The sequence below is a fragment of the Arthrobacter sp. PvP023 genome, from assembly GCF_017832975.1.
In the GTDB taxonomy this organism is placed as follows: domain Bacteria; phylum Actinomycetota; class Actinomycetes; order Actinomycetales; family Micrococcaceae; genus Arthrobacter.
This window is the reverse complement of sequence record NZ_JAFIBI010000001.1, coordinates 2,572,509-2,590,846: the sequence shown is the minus strand read 5'-3', so window position 1 is coordinate 2,590,846 and position 18,338 is coordinate 2,572,509. Positions and strand designations below refer to the sequence as shown.

18 protein-coding genes are annotated in these 18,338 nt (G+C 64.4%); 17 read left to right on the top strand and 1 reads right to left on the bottom strand.

From position 1 onward, the window contains the following. The first annotated feature begins 36 nt into the window (after positions 1 to 36). Positions 37 to 870: an undecaprenyl-diphosphate phosphatase gene (locus tag JOE31_RS11960; RefSeq protein ID WP_209744644.1), complete on the top strand. Its 834-nt coding sequence runs from the start codon at positions 37 to 39 to the stop codon at positions 868 to 870. Positions 871 to 885: 15 nt separating this feature from the next. Next, on the top strand, positions 886 to 2,166 hold the full coding sequence (mshC, locus tag JOE31_RS11955; protein ID WP_209744641.1) for a cysteine--1-D-myo-inosityl 2-amino-2-deoxy-alpha-D-glucopyranoside ligase: 1,281 nt from the start codon (positions 886 to 888) through the stop codon (positions 2,164 to 2,166). A gap of 68 nt (positions 2,167 to 2,234) precedes the next feature. On the opposite strand, the gene JOE31_RS11950 is transcribed toward mshC, so the two are convergent. Then, positions 2,235 to 3,140 (bottom strand): PAC2 family protein, encoded by a 906-nt coding sequence (locus JOE31_RS11950; RefSeq protein WP_209744638.1) that lies wholly within the window; start codon positions 3,138 to 3,140, stop codon positions 2,235 to 2,237. A gap of 153 nt (positions 3,141 to 3,293) precedes the next feature. Between JOE31_RS11950 and JOE31_RS11945 the strand changes: the two genes are divergently transcribed. From JOE31_RS11945 to tatC, 15 genes are all read left to right on the top strand, one after another. Continuing rightward, on the top strand, positions 3,294 to 4,043 hold the full coding sequence (locus JOE31_RS11945; protein ID WP_209744635.1) for an HAD family phosphatase: 750 nt from the start codon (positions 3,294 to 3,296) through the stop codon (positions 4,041 to 4,043). Next, positions 4,036 to 5,223, top strand: a complete 1,188-nt coding sequence (locus tag JOE31_RS11940) for a site-2 protease family protein (RefSeq protein ID WP_209744633.1) — start codon at positions 4,036 to 4,038, stop codon at positions 5,221 to 5,223. Before JOE31_RS11945 ends, JOE31_RS11940 begins: the two co-directional genes overlap by 8 nt. Before the next feature lie 99 nt (positions 5,224 to 5,322). Beyond that, positions 5,323 to 6,390, top strand: coding sequence for a tRNA (adenine-N1)-methyltransferase (locus JOE31_RS11935; protein ID WP_245199147.1), 1,068 nt, complete (start codon positions 5,323 to 5,325; stop codon positions 6,388 to 6,390). Positions 6,391 to 6,472: 82 nt separating this feature from the next. Beyond that, positions 6,473 to 8,254 carry a proteasome ATPase gene (gene arc, locus JOE31_RS11930; RefSeq protein WP_209748373.1) on the top strand — a complete coding sequence of 594 codons (1,782 nt, stop codon included), beginning with the start codon at positions 6,473 to 6,475 and terminating at the stop codon, positions 8,252 to 8,254. Positions 8,255 to 8,304: 50 nt separating this feature from the next. Further along, the gene (gene dop, locus JOE31_RS11925) at positions 8,305 to 9,924 is read left to right on the top strand and encodes a depupylase/deamidase Dop (RefSeq protein WP_209748371.1); all 1,620 of its coding nucleotides are present in this window, start codon (positions 8,305 to 8,307) and stop codon (positions 9,922 to 9,924) included. An 83-nt stretch (positions 9,925 to 10,007) separates the two neighbouring features. Beyond that, positions 10,008 to 10,211, top strand: coding sequence for a ubiquitin-like protein Pup (locus tag JOE31_RS11920; protein WP_209744630.1), 204 nt, complete (start codon positions 10,008 to 10,010; stop codon positions 10,209 to 10,211). Positions 10,212 to 10,298: 87 nt separating this feature from the next. Further along, positions 10,299 to 11,126, top strand: a complete 828-nt coding sequence (gene prcB, locus JOE31_RS11915; RefSeq protein ID WP_011692022.1) for a proteasome subunit beta — start codon at positions 10,299 to 10,301, stop codon at positions 11,124 to 11,126. Between the two features lies 1 nt (position 11,127). Then, complete coding sequence (prcA, locus tag JOE31_RS11910) at positions 11,128 to 11,835, top strand: proteasome subunit alpha (RefSeq protein WP_209744627.1); 708 nt, start codon at positions 11,128 to 11,130, stop codon at positions 11,833 to 11,835. A gap of 1 nt (position 11,836) precedes the next feature. Next, positions 11,837 to 13,201 (top strand): Pup--protein ligase, encoded by a 1,365-nt coding sequence (gene pafA / locus JOE31_RS11905; protein WP_011692024.1) that lies wholly within the window; start codon positions 11,837 to 11,839, stop codon positions 13,199 to 13,201. A gap of 111 nt (positions 13,202 to 13,312) precedes the next feature. Next, positions 13,313 to 14,242 carry an FKBP-type peptidyl-prolyl cis-trans isomerase gene (locus JOE31_RS11900; protein WP_209744622.1) on the top strand — a complete coding sequence of 310 codons (930 nt, stop codon included), beginning with the start codon at positions 13,313 to 13,315 and terminating at the stop codon, positions 14,240 to 14,242. A gap of 27 nt (positions 14,243 to 14,269) precedes the next feature. After that, a complete protein-coding gene (locus JOE31_RS11895; protein WP_011692026.1) occupies positions 14,270 to 14,665 on the top strand; it encodes an FKBP-type peptidyl-prolyl cis-trans isomerase in 396 nt (131 codons plus the stop codon). 123 nt (positions 14,666 to 14,788) lie between these two features. Next, a complete protein-coding gene (locus JOE31_RS11890) occupies positions 14,789 to 16,780 on the top strand; it encodes a YafY family protein (RefSeq protein WP_209744619.1) in 1,992 nt (663 codons plus the stop codon). A 10-nt stretch (positions 16,781 to 16,790) separates the two neighbouring features. Continuing rightward, positions 16,791 to 17,162 (top strand): hypothetical protein, encoded by a 372-nt coding sequence (locus JOE31_RS11885; RefSeq protein ID WP_209744616.1) that lies wholly within the window; start codon positions 16,791 to 16,793, stop codon positions 17,160 to 17,162. A 32-nt stretch (positions 17,163 to 17,194) separates the two neighbouring features. Further along, entirely contained in the window at positions 17,195 to 17,491 is a 297-nt protein-coding gene (gene tatA, locus JOE31_RS11880) for a Sec-independent protein translocase subunit TatA (protein WP_209744613.1), read from the top strand. Positions 17,492 to 17,539: 48 nt separating this feature from the next. Further along, a complete protein-coding gene (tatC, locus tag JOE31_RS11875; protein WP_209748369.1) occupies positions 17,540 to 18,334 on the top strand; it encodes a twin-arginine translocase subunit TatC in 795 nt (264 codons plus the stop codon). Positions 18,335 to 18,338 lie beyond the last annotated feature (4 nt).

The following is an 18,338-nucleotide window of genomic DNA, read 5'->3' as shown; positions in this document are numbered from 1 at the left end:
GGATTCACCATGCTTCATGACGTAGGGTCTATAAACGTGAACTGGTTTGAAGCGGCCCTGCTGGGTCTTGTCCAAGGGCTGACCGAATTCCTCCCGATTTCCTCAAGCGCCCACTTGCGCATCGTCGGATCGTTCCTGCCGAATGCGGCGGACCCCGGGGCGGCGTTTACCGCAATCACCCAGCTCGGAACCGAGACTGCGGTGATCATCTACTTCTGGCGGGATATCGTCCGGATCGTCAAGGCCTGGTTCGGGTCGTTGACGCGGCGCGTTCCGTCGAACGACCCGGATGCCCGCATGGGCTGGCTGGTGATCATCGGCAGCCTGCCCATCATCGTCCTGGGCCTAATCTTCCAGGACCAGATTGAATCCGTCCTCCGCAGCCTCTGGATCGTGGCCACCATGCTGATCGTCTTCGGCCTGATCCTCGCCGTCGCCGACGCAGTGGGCCGCCAGGAGCGCGACCTGACAAAGCTGACATATAAGCACGGCATCCTTTACGGGTTCGCTCAGGCGCTGGCACTCATCCCCGGCGTGTCCCGGTCCGGTGGAACCATTACCGCCGGACTGCTGATGGGGTACACCCGCGAGGCCGCAGCCCGGTATTCGTTCCTCCTCGCCATTCCGGCCGTGTTCGGCAGCGGGCTGTACCAGCTGTACAAAGTGGTGTCCAAGGACGGCATCACCGGGCCCTACGGTCTGCCGGAAACAGCTCTGGCCACCGTGATCGCCCTCGTTGTCGGGTACGTCATCATCGGCTGGTTCCTGAAGTTCGTCTCCACCCGGAGCTACCGGCTCTTCGTCTGGTACCGGATTTTCCTCGGCATGGCGCTGTACCTGCTGCTCGGTTTCAATGTCATCAGCGCCTAGCACTAGGCTTGGCCTGTGAAATCCTGGATCTCCCGCCCTGTCCCTCAGCTTCCGGGCCGCATGCCCGCCGTTCGGATTTTCGACACCGCCGAGGGCGCCTACAGCACCCTTGAAGCCACTGGCGAGCAGTCACTGTATGTCTGCGGCATCACCCCGTATGACGCAACCCATATGGGGCACGCGGCCAGCTATGTCGCTTTCGACCTGCTGAACCGTGCATGGCGCGACGGCGGCCAACGCGTCGCCTACGTCCAGAACGTGACCGACGTCGACGATCCCCTCCTTGAGCGGGCCACAGCAACGGGTGTTGACTGGCGAGACCTTGCCGCGAGCCAGATCGAGCTGTTCCAGACCGACATGGCTGCCCTCAACGTCCTGGCGCCGGACCACTACGTCGGGGCGGTCGAATCCATCCCGGAAATCGTTCCCGCCATTGAACGCCTCCTGCACCTAGGCCTGGCATACCGCGTTACCGGCACCCCCGGTGAGCCGGACGGCGACGTCTACTATGACGTCGAGGCCGCCAGCAAACACTCCGCGGAGGCCAAGGACGCATGGACCCTGGGATCGGTGTCCGGGCTCTCCGAGACTGAAATGCTGGAACTCTTCGCCGAACGCGGCGGCGACCCGGGCCGACGCGGCAAGCGGCAGGCCCTGGATCCGCTGCTTTGGCGGGTGGCCCGCGACGGCGAACCCAGCTGGGCCGGCGGCGAACTGGGGGCGGGCCGGCCAGGCTGGCACATTGAGTGCACGGTCATTGCGCAGAAGTACCTCCCGGCACCCTTCACCGTTCAAGGCGGAGGATCCGACCTCATCTTCCCGCACCACGAGATGGGCGCCGGACACGCCTATTCGCTGGCCGGCGTTCCCCTGGCACGGCATTTCGCCCACGCCGGGATGGTGGGCCTCGACGGCGAAAAGATGAGCAAATCCAAGGGAAACCTGGTTCTCGTATCCAAACTCCGGGCTGCCGGCGAGGAACCCGCAGCCATCCGCCTGGCAATCCTCGCCCACCATTACCGCGCGGACTGGTCCTGGACGGAGGCAGGCTTCGCAGAAGCAAAATCCAGGCTTGCCGAGTGGCGGGACGCCCTGACCATGGCCCCGCAGGGTTCCGCCGCCACGCTTATCGCGGAGATGCGGGGCGAGCTGGCCAACGACCTGAACGCCCCCGGCGCCCTCGCGGCCGTGGACCGCTGGGCCGGCGACGCCAAGCAGCACGCAGGGGCCGGCTCGCCGATGGACCAGGCGCTGGTCAGTGACGCCGTCAACGCCCTGCTCGGCGTCGAACTCTAAATCTCTCTCAACAAAACGCGGTCCCGGGCGAACTTCGCCGGGGACCGCGTCCGGTTTAACGCTGCGCCCTACTGCTTGTCCTTGCCGCGGCGTTTGAGGTAGCGCTCGAATTCGCGCGCTATGGACTCGCCACTGGCCTCCGGAAGGTCAGCGGTGTCCTTGGCTTCCTCCAGCTGCCGCACGTACGCTGCAATCTCCGGGTCCTCGGTGGCGAGCTCATCCACACCGCGCTCCCATGCGTCTGCTTCCTCAGCCAGTTCGTGGGTGTCAAGCGGCACCTGGAGCAACTCCTCAATCTTATGAAGAAGGGCGAGCTGCGCCTTGGGGGAGGGGGCTTGCGCGACATAGTGCGGAACGGCCGCCCAGAGGGACACTGTAGGCAAGCCGGCCAGCAGTGCCACTTCCGAAAGTACGCCGACAATCCCCACCGGGCCTTCGTACTGCGAGGCTTCAAGGTTCATGCGTTCCCGGAGGGCGCTGTCATCAGTGGACGTGCTCACCGGGATGGGTCGGCTGTGCGGCACATCAGCGAGCAGGGCGCCCACCAGGATGACGTAGTCCACGTGCAGGGCCTCGGCATGGACCAGCAGCTCAGCGGTATAGGCCCGCCACTTATAGGACGGCTCCGTGCCTTGGACAAAGATCACATCGACATTCGCGTCCGGGGCACTGGCTTTGTAGATCCGCGTGGACGGCCATTTGATTTTGCGTTCCCCGGATGACGTCCGGCGGATGGTTGGCCGTGTGAACTGGAAGTCGTAGTACTCGTCTGCATCAATCGATGCCACCTTTTTGCCGCCCCACAGTTTGTTCAGGTAACGCAAGGCGTCGCTCGCTGCTTCGCCGGCATCATTCCAGCCTTCAAAGGCGGCGAGCATCACAGTGATGCGCTGGCCGTCTGGCACGGGCTGTAGCAGCCGCTCCGGCTCGGGCGTGGCACCCGGTTCGCTGGTGTCTCCGTCGAAGCTATTCATTTCTTCACCCTACGTCCAAGACACCGCCGGGTGCATGGAATGAAGCGCCACAAATCTTCCGCGGGGCGCAGCCGCACCGCATCAGTCCGCACGATATTCGCCGAGGGCGTAGCGCACGCCGCCTCCCGAGGGCCGCACCGTAGACTTGGAGCTATGCGATCCTCAGCCTCCCAGCCACTTCTCAAAGCCGCTTTATGGGACATGGATGGCACCATCGTCGACACTGAACCGTACTGGATCGAGGCTGAGCACGCGCTCGTGGCCGCCCACGGCGGACAGTGGTCCCACGCGCAGGCCATGCAGCTGGTGGGACAGTCCCTGGTCTTCTCGGCCGGGGTTCTCCAGAAAGCCGGAGTCAAGCTCGAGGCCCGGGAAATCATCGACTCGCTGACGGCCCAGGTCGTCAGCAAAGTCCGCAAGTCCGTTCCCTGGCGGCCGGGGGCGCGCGAACTGCTGGACCAGCTCCATGAGGCAGGCATCCGATGCGCCCTGGTGACGATGTCCGAGGGGCCGCTTGCACGCGAGGTTGTCGCAGCGCTGCCGAAGCCATACTTCGAATTCCTGGTCACCGGCGACACCGTCACCAACGGCAAGCCCCACCCGGAGGCCTACCTCAAAGCAGTCGAACTGCTCCAGCAAGGGGACACCGCACTGACCATCGCCGATTGCGTTGCGCTCGAAGATTCGGCGCCCGGCGTGGCTGCCGCTATGGCCTCGGGAGTGGCGACTGTGGCGATCCCGCACATCGTGCCGCTTCCGGACGATCCGGCCCGGGCCACGTGGCATTCCCTCGAGGGCCGTACCGTGGCCGACCTCGAGCAACTGGTGGCCCGGCGCAACGAATTTGCGGCAGCGGACATCGGCCTGGAGAACGCAGCGTTCCGGAGCCACGGCCTTGACTGACCCGGCAGGCGGCAGCGACCCGAAGGTTGCCAACGGCCGCAGGGAAGGCATATCGCTGGGACGCATCGCGGGTATCAGGGTAGTCCTGGCGTATTCGTGGTTCATCATTGCTGCGTTCACCGTAATTGTGTACGGACCGGTGCTCGAGGGCCAGTACCCGGACATGGGAATTACCGCCTACTACGTGGCCTTCGCCTATGCCCTGCTCCTGCTCCTCTCAGTACTTGTCCACGAACTCGCGCACGCCCTGACGGCCAAGATCTTCCACTGGCCCACGGAGAAAATCGTGCTTAACCTCTGGGGCGGCCACACCCAGTTCGAGGGCTTCACCGCGACGCCGGGCCGCTCGGTGCTGGTGGCCATGGCCGGCCCTGCTGCGAACATCGTCCTGGCGGGGGCCGGCTGGCTGTTCATCCTTGCCACGGATCCCTCCGGCGTGGCGGGGATCCTGTCCAACATCTTTGTGTGGGCGAACCTGCTCATTGGCATCTTCAACGTCCTACCCGGGCTGCCGCTCGACGGCGGCCGCCTCGTTGAGTCCGCTGTCTGGAAAGCCACCGGCAGCCAGGAAAAGGGCACCGTGGCCGCTGGCTGGGCGGGTCGGATCATCGTCATCGCCCTGGCGGTCTGGTTCGTCCTGCTTCCGCTGGTGCGCGGCGAGCGCCCCGACGTTTCACTGATGCTCATCACCGTGCTGGTGGGCAGTTTCCTCTGGATGGGGGCGTCGGCGTCCATCCAGCACGGGAGGCTTCGGAGCCGGCTGCACCTTGTCAACGCAGCCGCCCTCGCAGAACCAGCGGTCGGAATACCCGAATCCTCCACCGTGGCCGATGTCCTCCGGCTTGCTCCGCAAGGCACCCCCGCCATCGTTCTCTGCGGATCGGACGGTCGTCCTGCCGGAATCGTCTCCGATGTCGCCGCCGCCTCCGTTCCCGCGGGCGCCGCAGCAACAACCCCCGCCACCGCAGTGGCGCACGCCCTCAGCGCCGGTGCATACGTGCCCGAATGGTCCCAGGGCCAGGAGCTGGTGCAGTACCTTGCACAGCTTGAGGGCCACGAGTACGCAGTGGTGGACCACCACGGAAAAGTGACCGGACTGCTACGCCAGCAGGCCGTGGTGACCGCCATTACAGGCAAAGAAACGCGCCGCACCGGGCGCGCCAAGGCGCAGAACCGGTAGAGTTACCTGCCGGTCGTGAATACCGCCGCCGGGCCGGCAACCGGAGCCCGGCCGTATTAAGGCATGGCCACCTAGGTTTACAAAAGCGAGGAATATTCCATGAGCAGCGAAACTGCCGCCAACAACATCACGCGGGGCGACACCGCAGACGCCGCCGGCACCACCGGGGTAGTACCCGTGGGTGCTGCCCGCCGCCGGGGTCCGTTCCGCGAAGGCGAGCGTGTGCAGCTGACTGACGAGCGCGGCCGGATGAACACCATCACCCTGGAAGCCGGGGGAGCGTTCCACACCCACCGGGGCTTCCTGAACCATGATGAAATCATCGGCCAGGCCGACGGATCCGTCGTGACCAACAACGTGGGGCAGCAGTATCAGACGCTCCGTCCGCTGCTCTCCGACTTCGTACTCTCCATGCCCCGCGGGGCTGCCGTGGTCTACCCCAAAGACGCCGGCCAGATCGTCACCATGGCGGACATCTTCCCCGGCGCCCGTGTAGTGGAAGCCGGGGTGGGGTCGGGTGCGCTGTCGATTTCGCTGCTGCGGGCAGTCGGCGACAACGGCTACCTGCACTCCTTTGAACGGCGCGAGGAATTTGCGGACATTGCCCGCGGCAACGTGGAAACAATCTTCGGCGGACCGCACCCCGCCTGGAAGATTTCCCTCGGCGACTTCCAGGAGGAAGTGGTCCGCAGCGAAGCCCCCGGGTCCGTCGACCGCGTGGTGCTGGACATGCTGGCACCCTGGGAATGCCTTGACGCCGTCGCCACTGTCCTCGCCCCGGGCGGCGTCTGGATCAACTACGTTGCCACCGTGACCCAGCTGTCCAGGACGGCGGAAGCGATCCGGGCCGATGGCCGCTTCACCGAGCCCGACGCCTGGGAATCCATGGTCCGCGGCTGGCACCTGGAGGGTCTTGCCGTGCGGCCGGACCACCGCATGGTGGCCCACACAGGATTCCTGCTGGTCACCCGCAGGCTCGCGGACGGCGTCACCGGTATCTCGGTAAAGCGCCGGCCGTCCAAGACGGACTTCAACGAGGACGACGTCAACGCCTGGACTCCCGGCGCTGTGGGTGAGCGGCTCGTCTCCGACAAGAAGCTCCGCCGCGCTGCCCGCGACGCCATCGCCGGAACCAACGTCAAGGACGACCCGGAGGTCACGAACTAGTCCGTATTTCGGATGTCTCCAGCAGTACCCGGCTTCTTGGGGCTAAGGTCTTAATAGAAGCGCAGGAAGGGGCTGATGCATGATGGAGACTCCGAACAACGACTCCTCACGGACACCGGACGAGGCCGCAGGGGCAGTGGACCCTGAGAACGCCCGCTACGTGGCCAACGAACTCTCAGTTGCGGACCGTCAGGTGAACATCCTCCGGGACAAACTGCGGCACATAGACCGCCAGCTTGCCGCCGCGACACAGAACAACTCAAAACTGGTGGGCATGCTGGAAACCGCGAAAGCGGAAATCCTGCGCCTCAAGAACGCCCTGGACCAGGAAGGTCAGCCGCCCTACAGCTTTGGGACCATTCTGCAGCTGAACCCCAAACGGCAGCCCACGGCGGGCAACAGCGGCCAGGCAGCCACGGAAGAATCAGTGGACATCTTCAACGCCGGCCGCAAAATGCGCGTCGGGGTGAGCCCGCTGGTGAACATGAACCAGCTCGCCGTGGGGCAGGAAGTCCTCCTCAACGAAGCACTGCTGGTGGTGGCCGGACTCGGCTATGAACGCGCCGGGGAACTGGTCACGCTCAAGGAGATGCTGGGGACCGACCGTGCCCTTGTTGTGGGACGCGCTGACGAGGAACGGGTCATCCGCCTTTCCGGGGCGCTGATGTCGGAAAAGCTCCGCGTGGGCGACGCCCTCTCCATCGACTCGCGGACGGGGTATGCCCTCGAGAAGGTTCCGCGCTCGGAGGTGGAAAACCTTGTGCTCGAAGAGGTTCCGGACATCACGTACGAGGACATCGGCGGCCTGGGCCCGCAGATCGAACAGATCCGGGATGCCGTCGAGCTGCCGTTCCTGCACCCGGACCTGTACCGCGAGCACGGTCTGAAGGCTCCCAAGGGAATCCTCCTCTACGGCCCGCCGGGATGCGGCAAGACGCTGATCGCCAAGGCCGTGGCCAATTCGCTTGCCGCCCGGGCGGCCGAACGCACCGGGAACGTGGACCTGAAGAGCTACTTCCTTAACATCAAGGGCCCGGAGCTCCTGGACAAGTACGTCGGCGAAACCGAGCGCCACATCCGCCTGATTTTCTCGCGTGCCCGTGAGAAGGCCTCGGACGGCAGCCCCGTTGTTGTGTTCTTCGATGAGATGGATTCGTTGTTCCGTACCCGCGGCACCGGCATCTCCTCGGACGTGGAAACGACCATCGTGCCCCAGCTACTGAGCGAGATCGACGGCGTCGAACGCCTGGACAACGTGATTGTCATCGGCGCGTCCAACCGCGAGGACATGATCGACCCGGCCATCCTGCGCCCGGGCCGGCTGGACGTCAAGGTCAAGATCCAGCGGCCGGATGCGGAAGCCGCCGCCGATATCTTCTACAAGTACATCACCACGGACCTTCCGTTCCATGAGTCCGACCTCGCCGAACACGGTGGCGACGTCCAGGCGACCGTCGACGCCATGATCCAGCGCACCGTTGAAGCAATGTACTCCACCGAGAAATCCAACGAGTACCTTGAGGTGACATACGCCAACGGCGATACCGAGATGCTGTACTTCAAGGACTTCAACTCCGGCGCCGTGGTGCAGAACGTGGTTGACCGTGCCAAGAAGTACGCCATCAAGGACCTGCTGACCTCCCAACAAAAGGGCATTCGCATCGACCACCTGCTGCGCGCCGTGGTCGACGAATTCCGCGAGCACGAGGATATGCCCAACACCACCAACCCGGATGACTGGGCGCGGATCTCCGGTAAGAAGGGTGAACGCATCACCTATATCCGCACGATCGTCCAGGGCAAGGCAGGACAGGAACCCGGGAAATCCATCGAGACAATGCCCAACACGGGCCAGTACCTGTGACGCCGCGCAGCGCCGGGGTTCCCGGCGCCCCGCTCCCGGCCGGCGGGGCCATGCGGGTGATGGGATCAGAAACCGAATACGGCATCCACGCTCCGTCGGCGCCGGGCGCCAACGCCACGATGATGTCCGCCCGCGTCATCCAGGCCTACGCCCAGCTGACCCGCCAGCGCGCCGCCGGCGGGGCGGAAACACGGTGGGACTACACGGACGAGGAACCGCTGCATGACGCCCGGGGGTGGACGCTGGAACGCAACCAGGCCGACCCCAGCCAACTGACGGACCAGCCCCCGGTCCTCGATGCCGAAGCTGTGGCGCTGGCCTACGGACGCGAGGAACTGGAGCAGGACGGCGAAGACGAAACCGGCTCGCTCCTGATGAACATGGTGTTGGGCAACGGTGCGCGCCTGTACGTGGACCATGCTCATCCGGAATATTCGAGCCCGGAGGTGACGAATCCGCTGGACGCGGTCGCCTGGGACGCCGCGGGAGACATGGTGGCGCTTTCGGCGGTGCGCCGAATGGCCGCCGATCCGCAGCTTCCGCCGGTGAACCTGTACAAGAACAACACGGACAACAAGTCGGTGTCCTACGGCTCCCACGAGAACTACCTCATGCCGCGGGCGGTGCCCTTTGGCGACATCGTCCGGGGGCTGACACCGTTCTTCATCACGCGTCAGATCATGTGCGGTGCCGGCCGCGTGGGCCTCGGACAGGACAGCTCCCGGCCGGGCTACCAGATCAGCCAGCGGGCGGATTTCTTCGAGGCTGAGGTTGGTCTGGAGACCACCATCCGCCGGCCGATCATCAACACACGGGACGAGCCGCACGCCACGGCGGACAAATACCGCCGGCTGCATGTGATCATCGGCGACGCGAACCTCAGCCAGGCCGCCAACTACCTCAAGTTCGGCACCACGGCCATGGTGCTCAGCCTGATCGAGGCCGGCCTTGCTCCCCGCATTGAGGTCCACGAGCCGGTGGCGGCCCTCCAGGCCGTCAGCCACGACACCTCTCTGACCGCAACCCTCAGGCTTCTGGATGGCCGCCGCGTCACAGCTTTGGACCTGCAGTGGATGTACCACGAAGCCGCAGCCAAGCTCGCCCAGGACACCGGGGTGGGTGACGCCGTGGACGGCGACGGACATACCTACGCCCTCCTGGAACGCTGGGCCGCGACGCTGACGGATCTCGACAGTGACCGGACTGCTGCTGCCTCGTCCGTGGAGTGGCTGGCCAAGCTGTCCCTGCTGGAGGGCTACCGTCAGCGGGACGGACTGGAGTGGAACGACGCCCGGCTGGGCCTAGTGGACCTTCAGTGGGCAGACGTCAGGCCCGAAAAGGGGCTTTACCACCGGATGCTTGCACGGGGCCGGATGGACCGGATCGTCGACGACGAAACCATCGCCCGAGCGGTGACGGAACCGCCGTCGGACACGCGCGCCTACTTCCGCGGCCGTTGCGTCAGCAGCTTCAGCAAGGACGTGGTTGGCGCCAGTTGGGACTCAGTCATCTTCGATGTTCCGGGCCACGGACGGCTCCAACGAGTGCCCACCCGCGAGCCTTTGCGGGGAACGGAAGCCCTCACCGGAGGCCTGTTTGCGAGGCACAAGGACACCGGATCTTTCCTGGCCGAACTGCTCGGACAAACTCCGCCTCCGCCACCGGCATAAAGCACCCCACCATGGCTTAAGGCGTGGCAATATGGGCTTACAGGATGTCCCCTCTCATCGGGGACGGATAGAAGGAGAAGGAAATGGCAGGCCAGGAGCAGCAGCAGCCGCAGTCACGGGAAAACGAATTCGACGACGACGCCCCCGCAACGCCGCCCGCATCCGGAGAAGCCCAGGCATCGGCAGCCACCCAGGGCGTGGACGACCTCCTGGACGAAATCGACGGCGTCCTCGAATCGAACGCCGAAGAATTCGTCCGTGCCTTCGTTCAAAAGGGCGGCCAATAGGGGCCCAGGCTGCCATCGCCTGAACGGAGGGACGGCAGGCCGGACGCCCGAAGAGACGTTGATCCACCACGTTGAAGGAGTGCATCAGTGCAGGACACCACAGCCAACCAGGTAGCTGCCAACGCCACGTCATCATTCACTGAACACCTCCAACGCAACAGGCCCGGCCTGCTTCCCTACAATCAGCCCTTCCCGGCAGCGCTGACCGGCGCCGGATCACAGCCGCTGCAGGTGCCGCATGCCACCACCATCGTTTCGCTGACCTATGGCGGGGGAGTCCTGATGGCTGGAGACCGCCGCGCCACGATGGGGAACGTCATCGCCAGCAGGCACATCGAAAAAGTGTTTCCTGCCGACAGCTATTCGGTGCTGGGAATTGCCGGCACTGCGGGCATCGCAATAGATCTCACGCGGCTGTTCCAGGTGGAACTGGAACACTACGAAAAAATCGAGGGAACCCTGCTGAGCCTGGAGGGCAAAGCCAACCGGCTCGGTGCCATGATCCGCGGAAACCTGCCCATGGCCATGCAGGGGCTGGCCGTAGTGCCGTTGTTCGCCGGGTTCGACCTGCCCGTCGGCATCGGCCGCCTGTTTTCTTACGACGTCACCGGCGGACGGTACGAGGAGAAGGAACACCATGCCGTGGGTTCCGGTTCCGTGTTTGCCCGCGGTGCGCTCAAGAAACTCTGGCGGCCGGGGCTGACGGCCGAAGAGGCCGTGGCCGTGGCCGTTGAATCCCTTTACGACGCGGCGGACGACGACTCGGCAACCGGCGGACCGGACCCCGTCCGGCAGTTGTGGCCGGTTGTCTACACCGTTGAACGTTCGGGTGCCAGGCGCATACCCGACCACGACCTCGCATCCGTAGCCGGCGCCATCATCGAGGCCCGGACCACAGCACGGCGGGAGGCCTGAGATGACTCAACAGTTTTATGTGTCACCCGAACAGCTGATGAAGGACCGTGCGGACTTCGCACGGAAGGGTATCGCCCGCGGCCGCTCAGTCGTGGTCATCAGCTGCGAGGAGGGGATTGCACTCGTCGCGGAAAATCCCTCCCCGTCCCTGCACAAAATCGGTGAGATCTACGACAAGATCGCCTTCGCCGCCGTCGGAAAATACAACGAGTTTGAAAGCCTCCGCCAGGCGGGAGTGCGGTACGCGGACGTCCGCGGCTATTCCTATGACCGGGAGGACGTCACAGCCAGGGGCCTGGCCAGCGTCTATGCGCAAAGCCTGGGTGCGGTGTTCACGGCCGAGCAGAAACCGTTTGAAGTTGAGCTTGCAGTAGCGGAGGTCGGAGGGAACCAGTCGGACGACCATCTGTACAGGCTGACGTTCGACGGTTCGATCGCTGATGAGAAGCGCTTCATCGTGATGGGCGGCCAGGCCGACAAAGTGGCCGAAACGGTGGAGAGCGGTTGGCAGCAGGAGCTGAACTTCGCCGGTGCCATCAGGCTCGCAATGAAAGGGCTCGTCACCGACAAGGAAGCCGGCGAACTACCGGCGTCAGCCCTGGAAGTTGCAGTACTGGACCGCGCTTCGGAGAGCACCCGGGGATCCCGGCGGGCCTTCCGGCGCCTCGGCGACGACGAAATCGCCGCCCTGCTGTCTAAGGAGAACTGAAATGGACAAGCGCATTTTCGGCATTGAGACCGAATTCGGCATCTCGTACTCGAGCCCGGACTCGCGTCCGCTCGCACCGGAGGAAGTGGCACGCTACCTCTTCCGCAAAGTGGTCAGCTGGGGCCGTTCCTCCAATGTGTTCCTGACGAACGGCTCACGCCTGTACCTGGACGTGGGCTCCCACCCCGAGTACGCAACCGCCGAATGCGACGACCTGGGACAGCTGATCGCCCATGACCGTGCGGGAGAACTGATCCTGGACGACCTCGTGGACGAGGCCCAGGAGAGGCTGGCCGCCGAGGGATTCAACGGCACCGTCTACCTTTTTAAGAACAACACCGACTCCGCGGGCAATTCCTACGGCAGCCACGAAAATTACCTCATTCCACGCCGCGGTGAATTCTCGAGGCTCGCCGAGATCCTCATTCCCTTCCTGGTAACACGCCAGCTCATCGCCGGTGCCGGCAAGATCCTGAAGACCCCGCACGGCGCCACTTTCGCCTTTTCCCAGCGCGCGGACCACATATGGGAAGGCGTGTCCTCCGCCACCACCCGGTCCCGTCCCATCATCAACACCCGGGACGAGCCCCACGCCGACGCGGAGTTCTACCGCCGCCTCCACGTCATCGTGGGCGACTCCAACATGTCCGAAACCACGGCCCTGATGAAGGTCGGCACCGTGGACCTGATCCTCCGGATGATCGAGGCCGGAGTGATCATGCGGGACATGCGGATGGAGAATCCGATCCGCAGCATCCGTGAGATCTCCCACGACCTCAGTGGAAGGGCGCTCATCCGCCTTGCGAACGGCCGTCAGCTGACCGCCCTGGAGATCCAGCGCGAGTACCTGAACAAAGTTACGTCCTTTGTCGCCGAAAACGGTGCCCACAACCAGCATGTGCCCCTCATCCTGGACCTCTGGGAACGGACGCTGACAGCCATTGAAAGCGGAGACACCAGCACGATTGACACTGAGATCGACTGGGCCATCAAGAAGAAGCTGATGGACAGCTACCGGAAACGGCACGGACTCGGGCTGGACGCGCCCAGGATCGCCCAGCTGGACCTCACCTACCACGACATTTCGCGGACCCGCGGGCTCTATTACCTGCTGCAGTCCCGCGGTGCTGTCCGCCGTGTGGTGGACGACACTGCAGTCAAGGACGCTGTTGATGCGCCGCCGCAGACAACCCGGGCAAAGCTCCGCGGCGACTTTGTCCGCCGCGCCCAGGAACTGGGCCGCGACTATACGGTTGACTGGGTACACCTGAAGCTCAACGACCGGGCCCACCAGACGATCCTGTGCAAGGATCCGTTCCGCAACGTGGACGAGCGCGTGGATGCCCTCTTGGACTCTATGGGCTGACACCCAGCTTCAGGGGCTATTCTGGATGGGGCCGTTTAACCGGCCCCGACTGCGTTGCCGCGGGCTCCACTTGCGGCAACGCATCCATCTTGCCCCGACGAAAGTTCTTACGTGCGCCGACTACTAGCAATTCTCATTCCCGGACTGCTGCTGATAACCGCCTGCGGCGGAACGCCCGCAGCCCCGGAACCCACCAGCCAGTCTGCTGGCGAGACCGCCAAGCTCGACTCCCTGAAGCTTACGGACAACGGGGACAAGAAGGCACCCGGAGTCGCATTCGACAAGCCCCTGGACGTGAAGGAACCCACCGTCAAGGTGGTCACCGAGGGCGACGGAGAACGCCTCAAAGCCAACCAGATCGCCGACATCTCGATCCTCGCCGTCAGCGGCAAGGACGGCTCCACCCTTGAAGACACCTTTGCCAAGGACCCGGAGCCCCTCGAATTGAACGATGCCCTCAAGACCGGTAACGCCGTGATCTACAACGCGTTTGTGGGCGCCAAGATTGGCTCTCAGCTGGCCCTCGCCGTCCCGGGCCAGGCCGCCAAGGAGGGTGCCGAGGCCGGCCCCACGCAATTGCTGGTGGTCAAGGTCCTCTCCGCCAAGGACGCCCCGAAGGTGCTCGACAAGCCTGAGGGTGAGACGGTCACGCCTCCCGCCGGGCTTCCCACCGTCAAGGAAAACGACAAGGGCATCCCGGAGATCTCTGTTGAGGGCGTCAAGGCGCCTGCGGCGCTCGTCTCCCAGGACCTGATCAAGGGCACTGGCCCCGCGGTCAAGGAAACCGACACCCTGACAGTGAACTATGTCGGAGTCACCCTGAACGGCGGAACGAAGTTCGATTCCAGCTTCGACCGCGGCGAAAAGGCCAGCTTCCCGCTCACCGGCGTCATCAAAGGCTGGACGCAGGGCCTTGCCGGCAAGACCGTGGGCTCGCGCGTCCTTTTGGTTATCCCGAAGGATCTTGCCTACGGTGATGCGGGACAAGGTGAGGCCAAGGGCGACCTGGTGTTCGTCGTCGATATCCTCGGCGTCAAGTAAGCCAACCCAACCAACAAAGGAGCAAACATGTCATTTGGACAGCGCAATTTCGACCGCCAGAAGCCGGAAATTGACTTCCCCGAGGGCGATGTACCCACCGAACTGGTCATCACTGACCTCATCGAGGGTGACGGAGCCGAGGCCAAGCCGGGCGACACTGTGTCCACCCACTATGTCGGAGTCGCCTGGTCCACAGGCGAAGAATTTGACGCCTCCTGGGGCCGCGGTGCTCCGCTGGACTTCCGCGTTGGCGTCGGCCAGGTCATCCAGGGCTGGGACCAGGGCCTGCTGGGCATGAAGGTCGGCGGCCGCCGCCGCCTGGAGATCCCCTCCGAACTCGCGTACGGTTCCCGCGGTGCCGGCGGAGCGATCGCCCCCAACGAAGCACTCATCTTCGTTGTGGACCTCGTCGGAGTCCGCTAAGCGGATCCCAACCCGGCGCCGGCCGGACACGCTGCAGGGAGCGCGGTAACAATCGGAAGGAAATTTCCGCTTGTTGCCGCGCTTCCGGCGTTAAGCCGCGACGGCTTTAGTAACGTAGCCAAGGTGTCCGCCTTACGTACAGAACGCCTCCTGAACCTGCTCATCGCGCTGCTCAACACCCGCTACGGCCTGCGGCGCAGCGAATTGCGCGAAAAGGTCTACCGTGACACCACCAGCAGCGAGGTGGCCTTCGGCCGGATGTTCGAGCGGGACAAGAGCGACCTCCGCCAGTTCGGCTTCGACGTCGAAACGGTCATGGACCAGGGCTGGGGTTCGGACGATCCTGCCACCACGCGCTACCGCATCGGCAAGGAGTCCAACCGGCTCCCTGACGTCAACCTCACCTCCGCCGAATGCACCGTGCTCATCCTCGCAGCGCAGTTATGGGAGCAAGCCGCATTGGGGTCGGCAGCACAGAATGCCATGCGCAAACTGCAGGCAGCAGGCGGCCTCGCTGAAGCCGAACTGCCGGCAGGCGTTCAGCCGCGGATCAGGCCCGCGGGCCAGGCCTTCGAGGACCTGGTCACAGCCATGCATGCCCAGCATCCCGTGACGTTCCGGTACCTGGCCGGCAGCACCGGCCGCGAAGAACTCAGGACCGTTGAGCCCTGGGGCCTGGGCAGCCGCTTTGGCCAGTGGTACCTGGTCGGCCTGGACCGGGGCCGCGCGGCGAAGCGTTTCTTCCGCCTGTCCCGCTTCACATCTGCGGTGACCGTCCAAGAAAAGGAACGCTATTCACCCCCGCCCGGCTTCAACGTCCGGAAGGAACTTGATTCACTGCCCGAACTGCCGGTGCAGTCCGCCATCGTGGACGTGGCGTCCGGCAAGGTGCTCGGCCTGCGCAAGCGCGCGACAGGAGCCCCCGCCGCCGGGATACCGGTCGAGGCGTCCGACGGCGGTTGGGACCGTCTCAGCGTCCCCTTCCGGGACGCTGAGGTGCTGGGTGAAGAACTCGCATCCTACGGGCCGAACGTCACGGTGGTTGCGCCCCCCGAGCTGGTAACGGCGGTCCGGAGGAGGCTGAAGGCCGCTGCAGACTTCGCGGCATCTCCTGCACCCGCGATCGTCTTTCCGGACAACCCTCCGGCGAAGCGCCCGCGGAAACGGACGTCCGAGGACCAACTCCAGCGGATGCTTCAGCTCGTGCCGTTCCTGGTACACAACCAGGGCCTGCATATCAGCGAGGTTGCTTCCAGTTTTGGAGTTACCCGGAAGGAGCTTGAAGACGATCTGCGCATCCTGATCTGTTCCGGCCTTCCCGAGGGATACCCGGACGATCTCCTGGACATCCAATGGGAGGATGACCATGTTTACATCACGCAGGACCTTGACCTCAACCGTCCGGTCCGCTTTACCGTGGACGAGGCCTGCGCCCTGCTGACCGGCCTGGAGGCCCTCAACGGCCTGCCTGAGCTCGCCGAAGGAAGCGCGCTGGAGTCTGTCACGGTGAAACTGATGGCGGCAGCAGGGGAGGAGGGCCTGAAGGCGGCGTCCATCGCCGGCCCGGAGGTGGGCCCGGGGAATTCCGCGCATCTTGCGACGATCCGGCAGGCCATCACGGACGGCCTTCAGCTGCATCTCAAGTACTTTTCCGCGCAGCGCGACTCCATGTCGGAGCGGGACGTCGACCCGTTGCGGCTCTACTCGCTGGACAATACGTGGTACTTCGAGGCGTATTGCCACAGCGCACGGGGCCTGCGTAATTTCCGGCTGGACCGCATCGAGGCCCTGGAGCCAAACGGCCGGCGGGCCACCGATGCGGCACAACCCGCCGGCGGCTTCCCGGTGAAGCTGTTCACCCCGAACGACGACGACGCTCTGGTCATCGTCGAACTGGCACCGCAGGGCATCGGACTGGCCGACGACTACTATGCCGAACGGACTGCCCCGCTCCCTAATGGCGGGCTCATTGCCGAAATCAGGTTCGGCAGCACCGGGTGGCTGCCCATGTTCGTAGCCCAGCATGGCGGCGCCGTCCGCATTCTGGCACCGCAGGACCTGGCCGATGCTGCCGGGGAATGGATCGACGCCGCCCTGGCCCGCTACGGCGGCTAGACTACACAGCATGCCTTGGTGGTCTTGGATCCTGATCTGGATAGCGCTCGTAGCCGTTTCCCTGCTCTTCTATGTGCTCTTGGGAATCAGGCTCTTCAGGCAGTTCATGGCGACGGTCAAGGACCTTGGCGCTGCCGGCGAGCGGTTCGGGGCGCCCTTGGCCAACCTCGGCGAGCCGTCCCGGCAGCCCGGACCGGAAGGAGAACCCGGACAGGGGCCGCAGGCCAGCCCGGGTTCGGCGGTTTTTGCCTCGCCGATGCAGATGAGACATGATTACCTCACGTCCAAATCCTCCCGCAGGGAAGAGCGCCGTCAACGGCGCGTTCAGCGCAAAGCGGACCGAGGCCAACCCCAGGCGCTGCGCGACATCGAATTCGGTTAGACGTAGGATGTATTTCGAGGAAAGGACTTCCAGTGGGACGACTCTTTGATGGCCCTTGGCCCATCGTCATTATTATCATCGTGGCTCTGTTGCTGTTTGCCGCGCCAAAACTTCCGGCCATGGCCCGTAGCCTCGGCCAGTCAATGCGGATTATCAAATCCGAGGTCAAGGAAATGAAGAACGACGGCAAGCCCGAAGCCAAGGATGGCACGGACCCGGTCGAAGGCAAGATCGTCAACCATCCGCAGTCCCGCCCGCAAAACGGTGACTCCAGCAGCGGCACCGGCAGCGCAGACGGCAACGACGTTCCGCCGTCGAACCGCGTTTGACCTGAAGTGGCACTGACGAAGGGCCGTAAATCCAACCCCGAGGGTCGGATGGCCCTGATGGATCACCTTAAGGAGCTCAAGAACCGGCTCATTAAGTCGGCCATTGGCCTGGTCATCGGCGGCATCGGCGGCTGGATCCTCTACGACCCGGTATTGAGCGCCCTCAAGGAACCGGTGGATCGGATTGCCGAAACCACCGGCGGCACTTCTTCGGTGAATTTCTCCAGCATCGCGTCGCCGTTCGACTTCAAACTGCAGCTTTCACTGTTGATCGGCGCCGTCATCTCCAGCCCCGTCTGGATCTACCAGCTGTGGGCCTTCATCACCCCCGGCCTCACCAAGAAGGAGCGGCACTACACGCTCGGCTACATGGCCGCAGCCGTGCCACTGTTCCTTGCCGGCGTGTGGGTTGGATGGATGGTGACACCGCAGGTGGTGCGCGCACTGACCCAGTTCACGCCGTCCGGGTTCTCCAACCTCATCGATGCCCGCGACTACGTCGATTTCGTCACGCGCATGGTCTTGTTCCTTGGCCTCGCGTTCCTTGTCCCCGTGGTCCTGGTGGGTATCAACATGGCCGGCATCATCAGGGGTGAAACCATCCTGAAGGCCTGGCGCATCACGGTGTTCCTCGTCTTTGTGCTGGCCGCCGTTGCTGCTCCGGGCGCAGATGCCCTGTCCATGTTCCTGCTCGCGGGCCCCCTGCTGGCACTGTTTTTCGCCGCCATCGGCCTGTGTATCTTCAATGACCGGCGCCGGGACCGGAAGGCCGCGAAGATCGCCGCCGAAACTGAAGCGACGGCCGACGTCGCAACGCCCGGTACCGAACTGGGGAAACTGTAGTCCC

Coding starts and splice junctions, on each gene's coding strand:
- JOE31_RS11920 (WP_209744630.1), top strand. CDS start 10,008: ATGGCAGGCCAGGAGCAGCAGCAGCCGCAGTCACGGGAAAACGAATTC.
- arc (WP_209748373.1), top strand. CDS start 6,473: ATGGAGACTCCGAACAACGACTCCTCACGGACACCGGACGAGGCCGCA.
- JOE31_RS11950 (WP_209744638.1), bottom strand. CDS start 3,140: ATGAATAGCTTCGACGGAGACACCAGCGAACCGGGTGCCACGCCCGAG.
- JOE31_RS11895 (WP_011692026.1), top strand. CDS start 14,270: ATGTCATTTGGACAGCGCAATTTCGACCGCCAGAAGCCGGAAATTGAC.
- JOE31_RS11945 (WP_209744635.1), top strand. CDS start 3,294: ATGCGATCCTCAGCCTCCCAGCCACTTCTCAAAGCCGCTTTATGGGAC.
- JOE31_RS11935 (WP_245199147.1), top strand. CDS start 5,323: ATGAGCAGCGAAACTGCCGCCAACAACATCACGCGGGGCGACACCGCA.
- tatC (WP_209748369.1), top strand. CDS start 17,540: ATGGCCCTGATGGATCACCTTAAGGAGCTCAAGAACCGGCTCATTAAG.
- JOE31_RS11885 (WP_209744616.1), top strand. CDS start 16,791: ATGCCTTGGTGGTCTTGGATCCTGATCTGGATAGCGCTCGTAGCCGTT.
- dop (WP_209748371.1), top strand. CDS start 8,305: ATGCGGGTGATGGGATCAGAAACCGAATACGGCATCCACGCTCCGTCG.
- prcA (WP_209744627.1), top strand. CDS start 11,128: ATGACTCAACAGTTTTATGTGTCACCCGAACAGCTGATGAAGGACCGT.
- pafA (WP_011692024.1), top strand. CDS start 11,837: ATGGACAAGCGCATTTTCGGCATTGAGACCGAATTCGGCATCTCGTAC.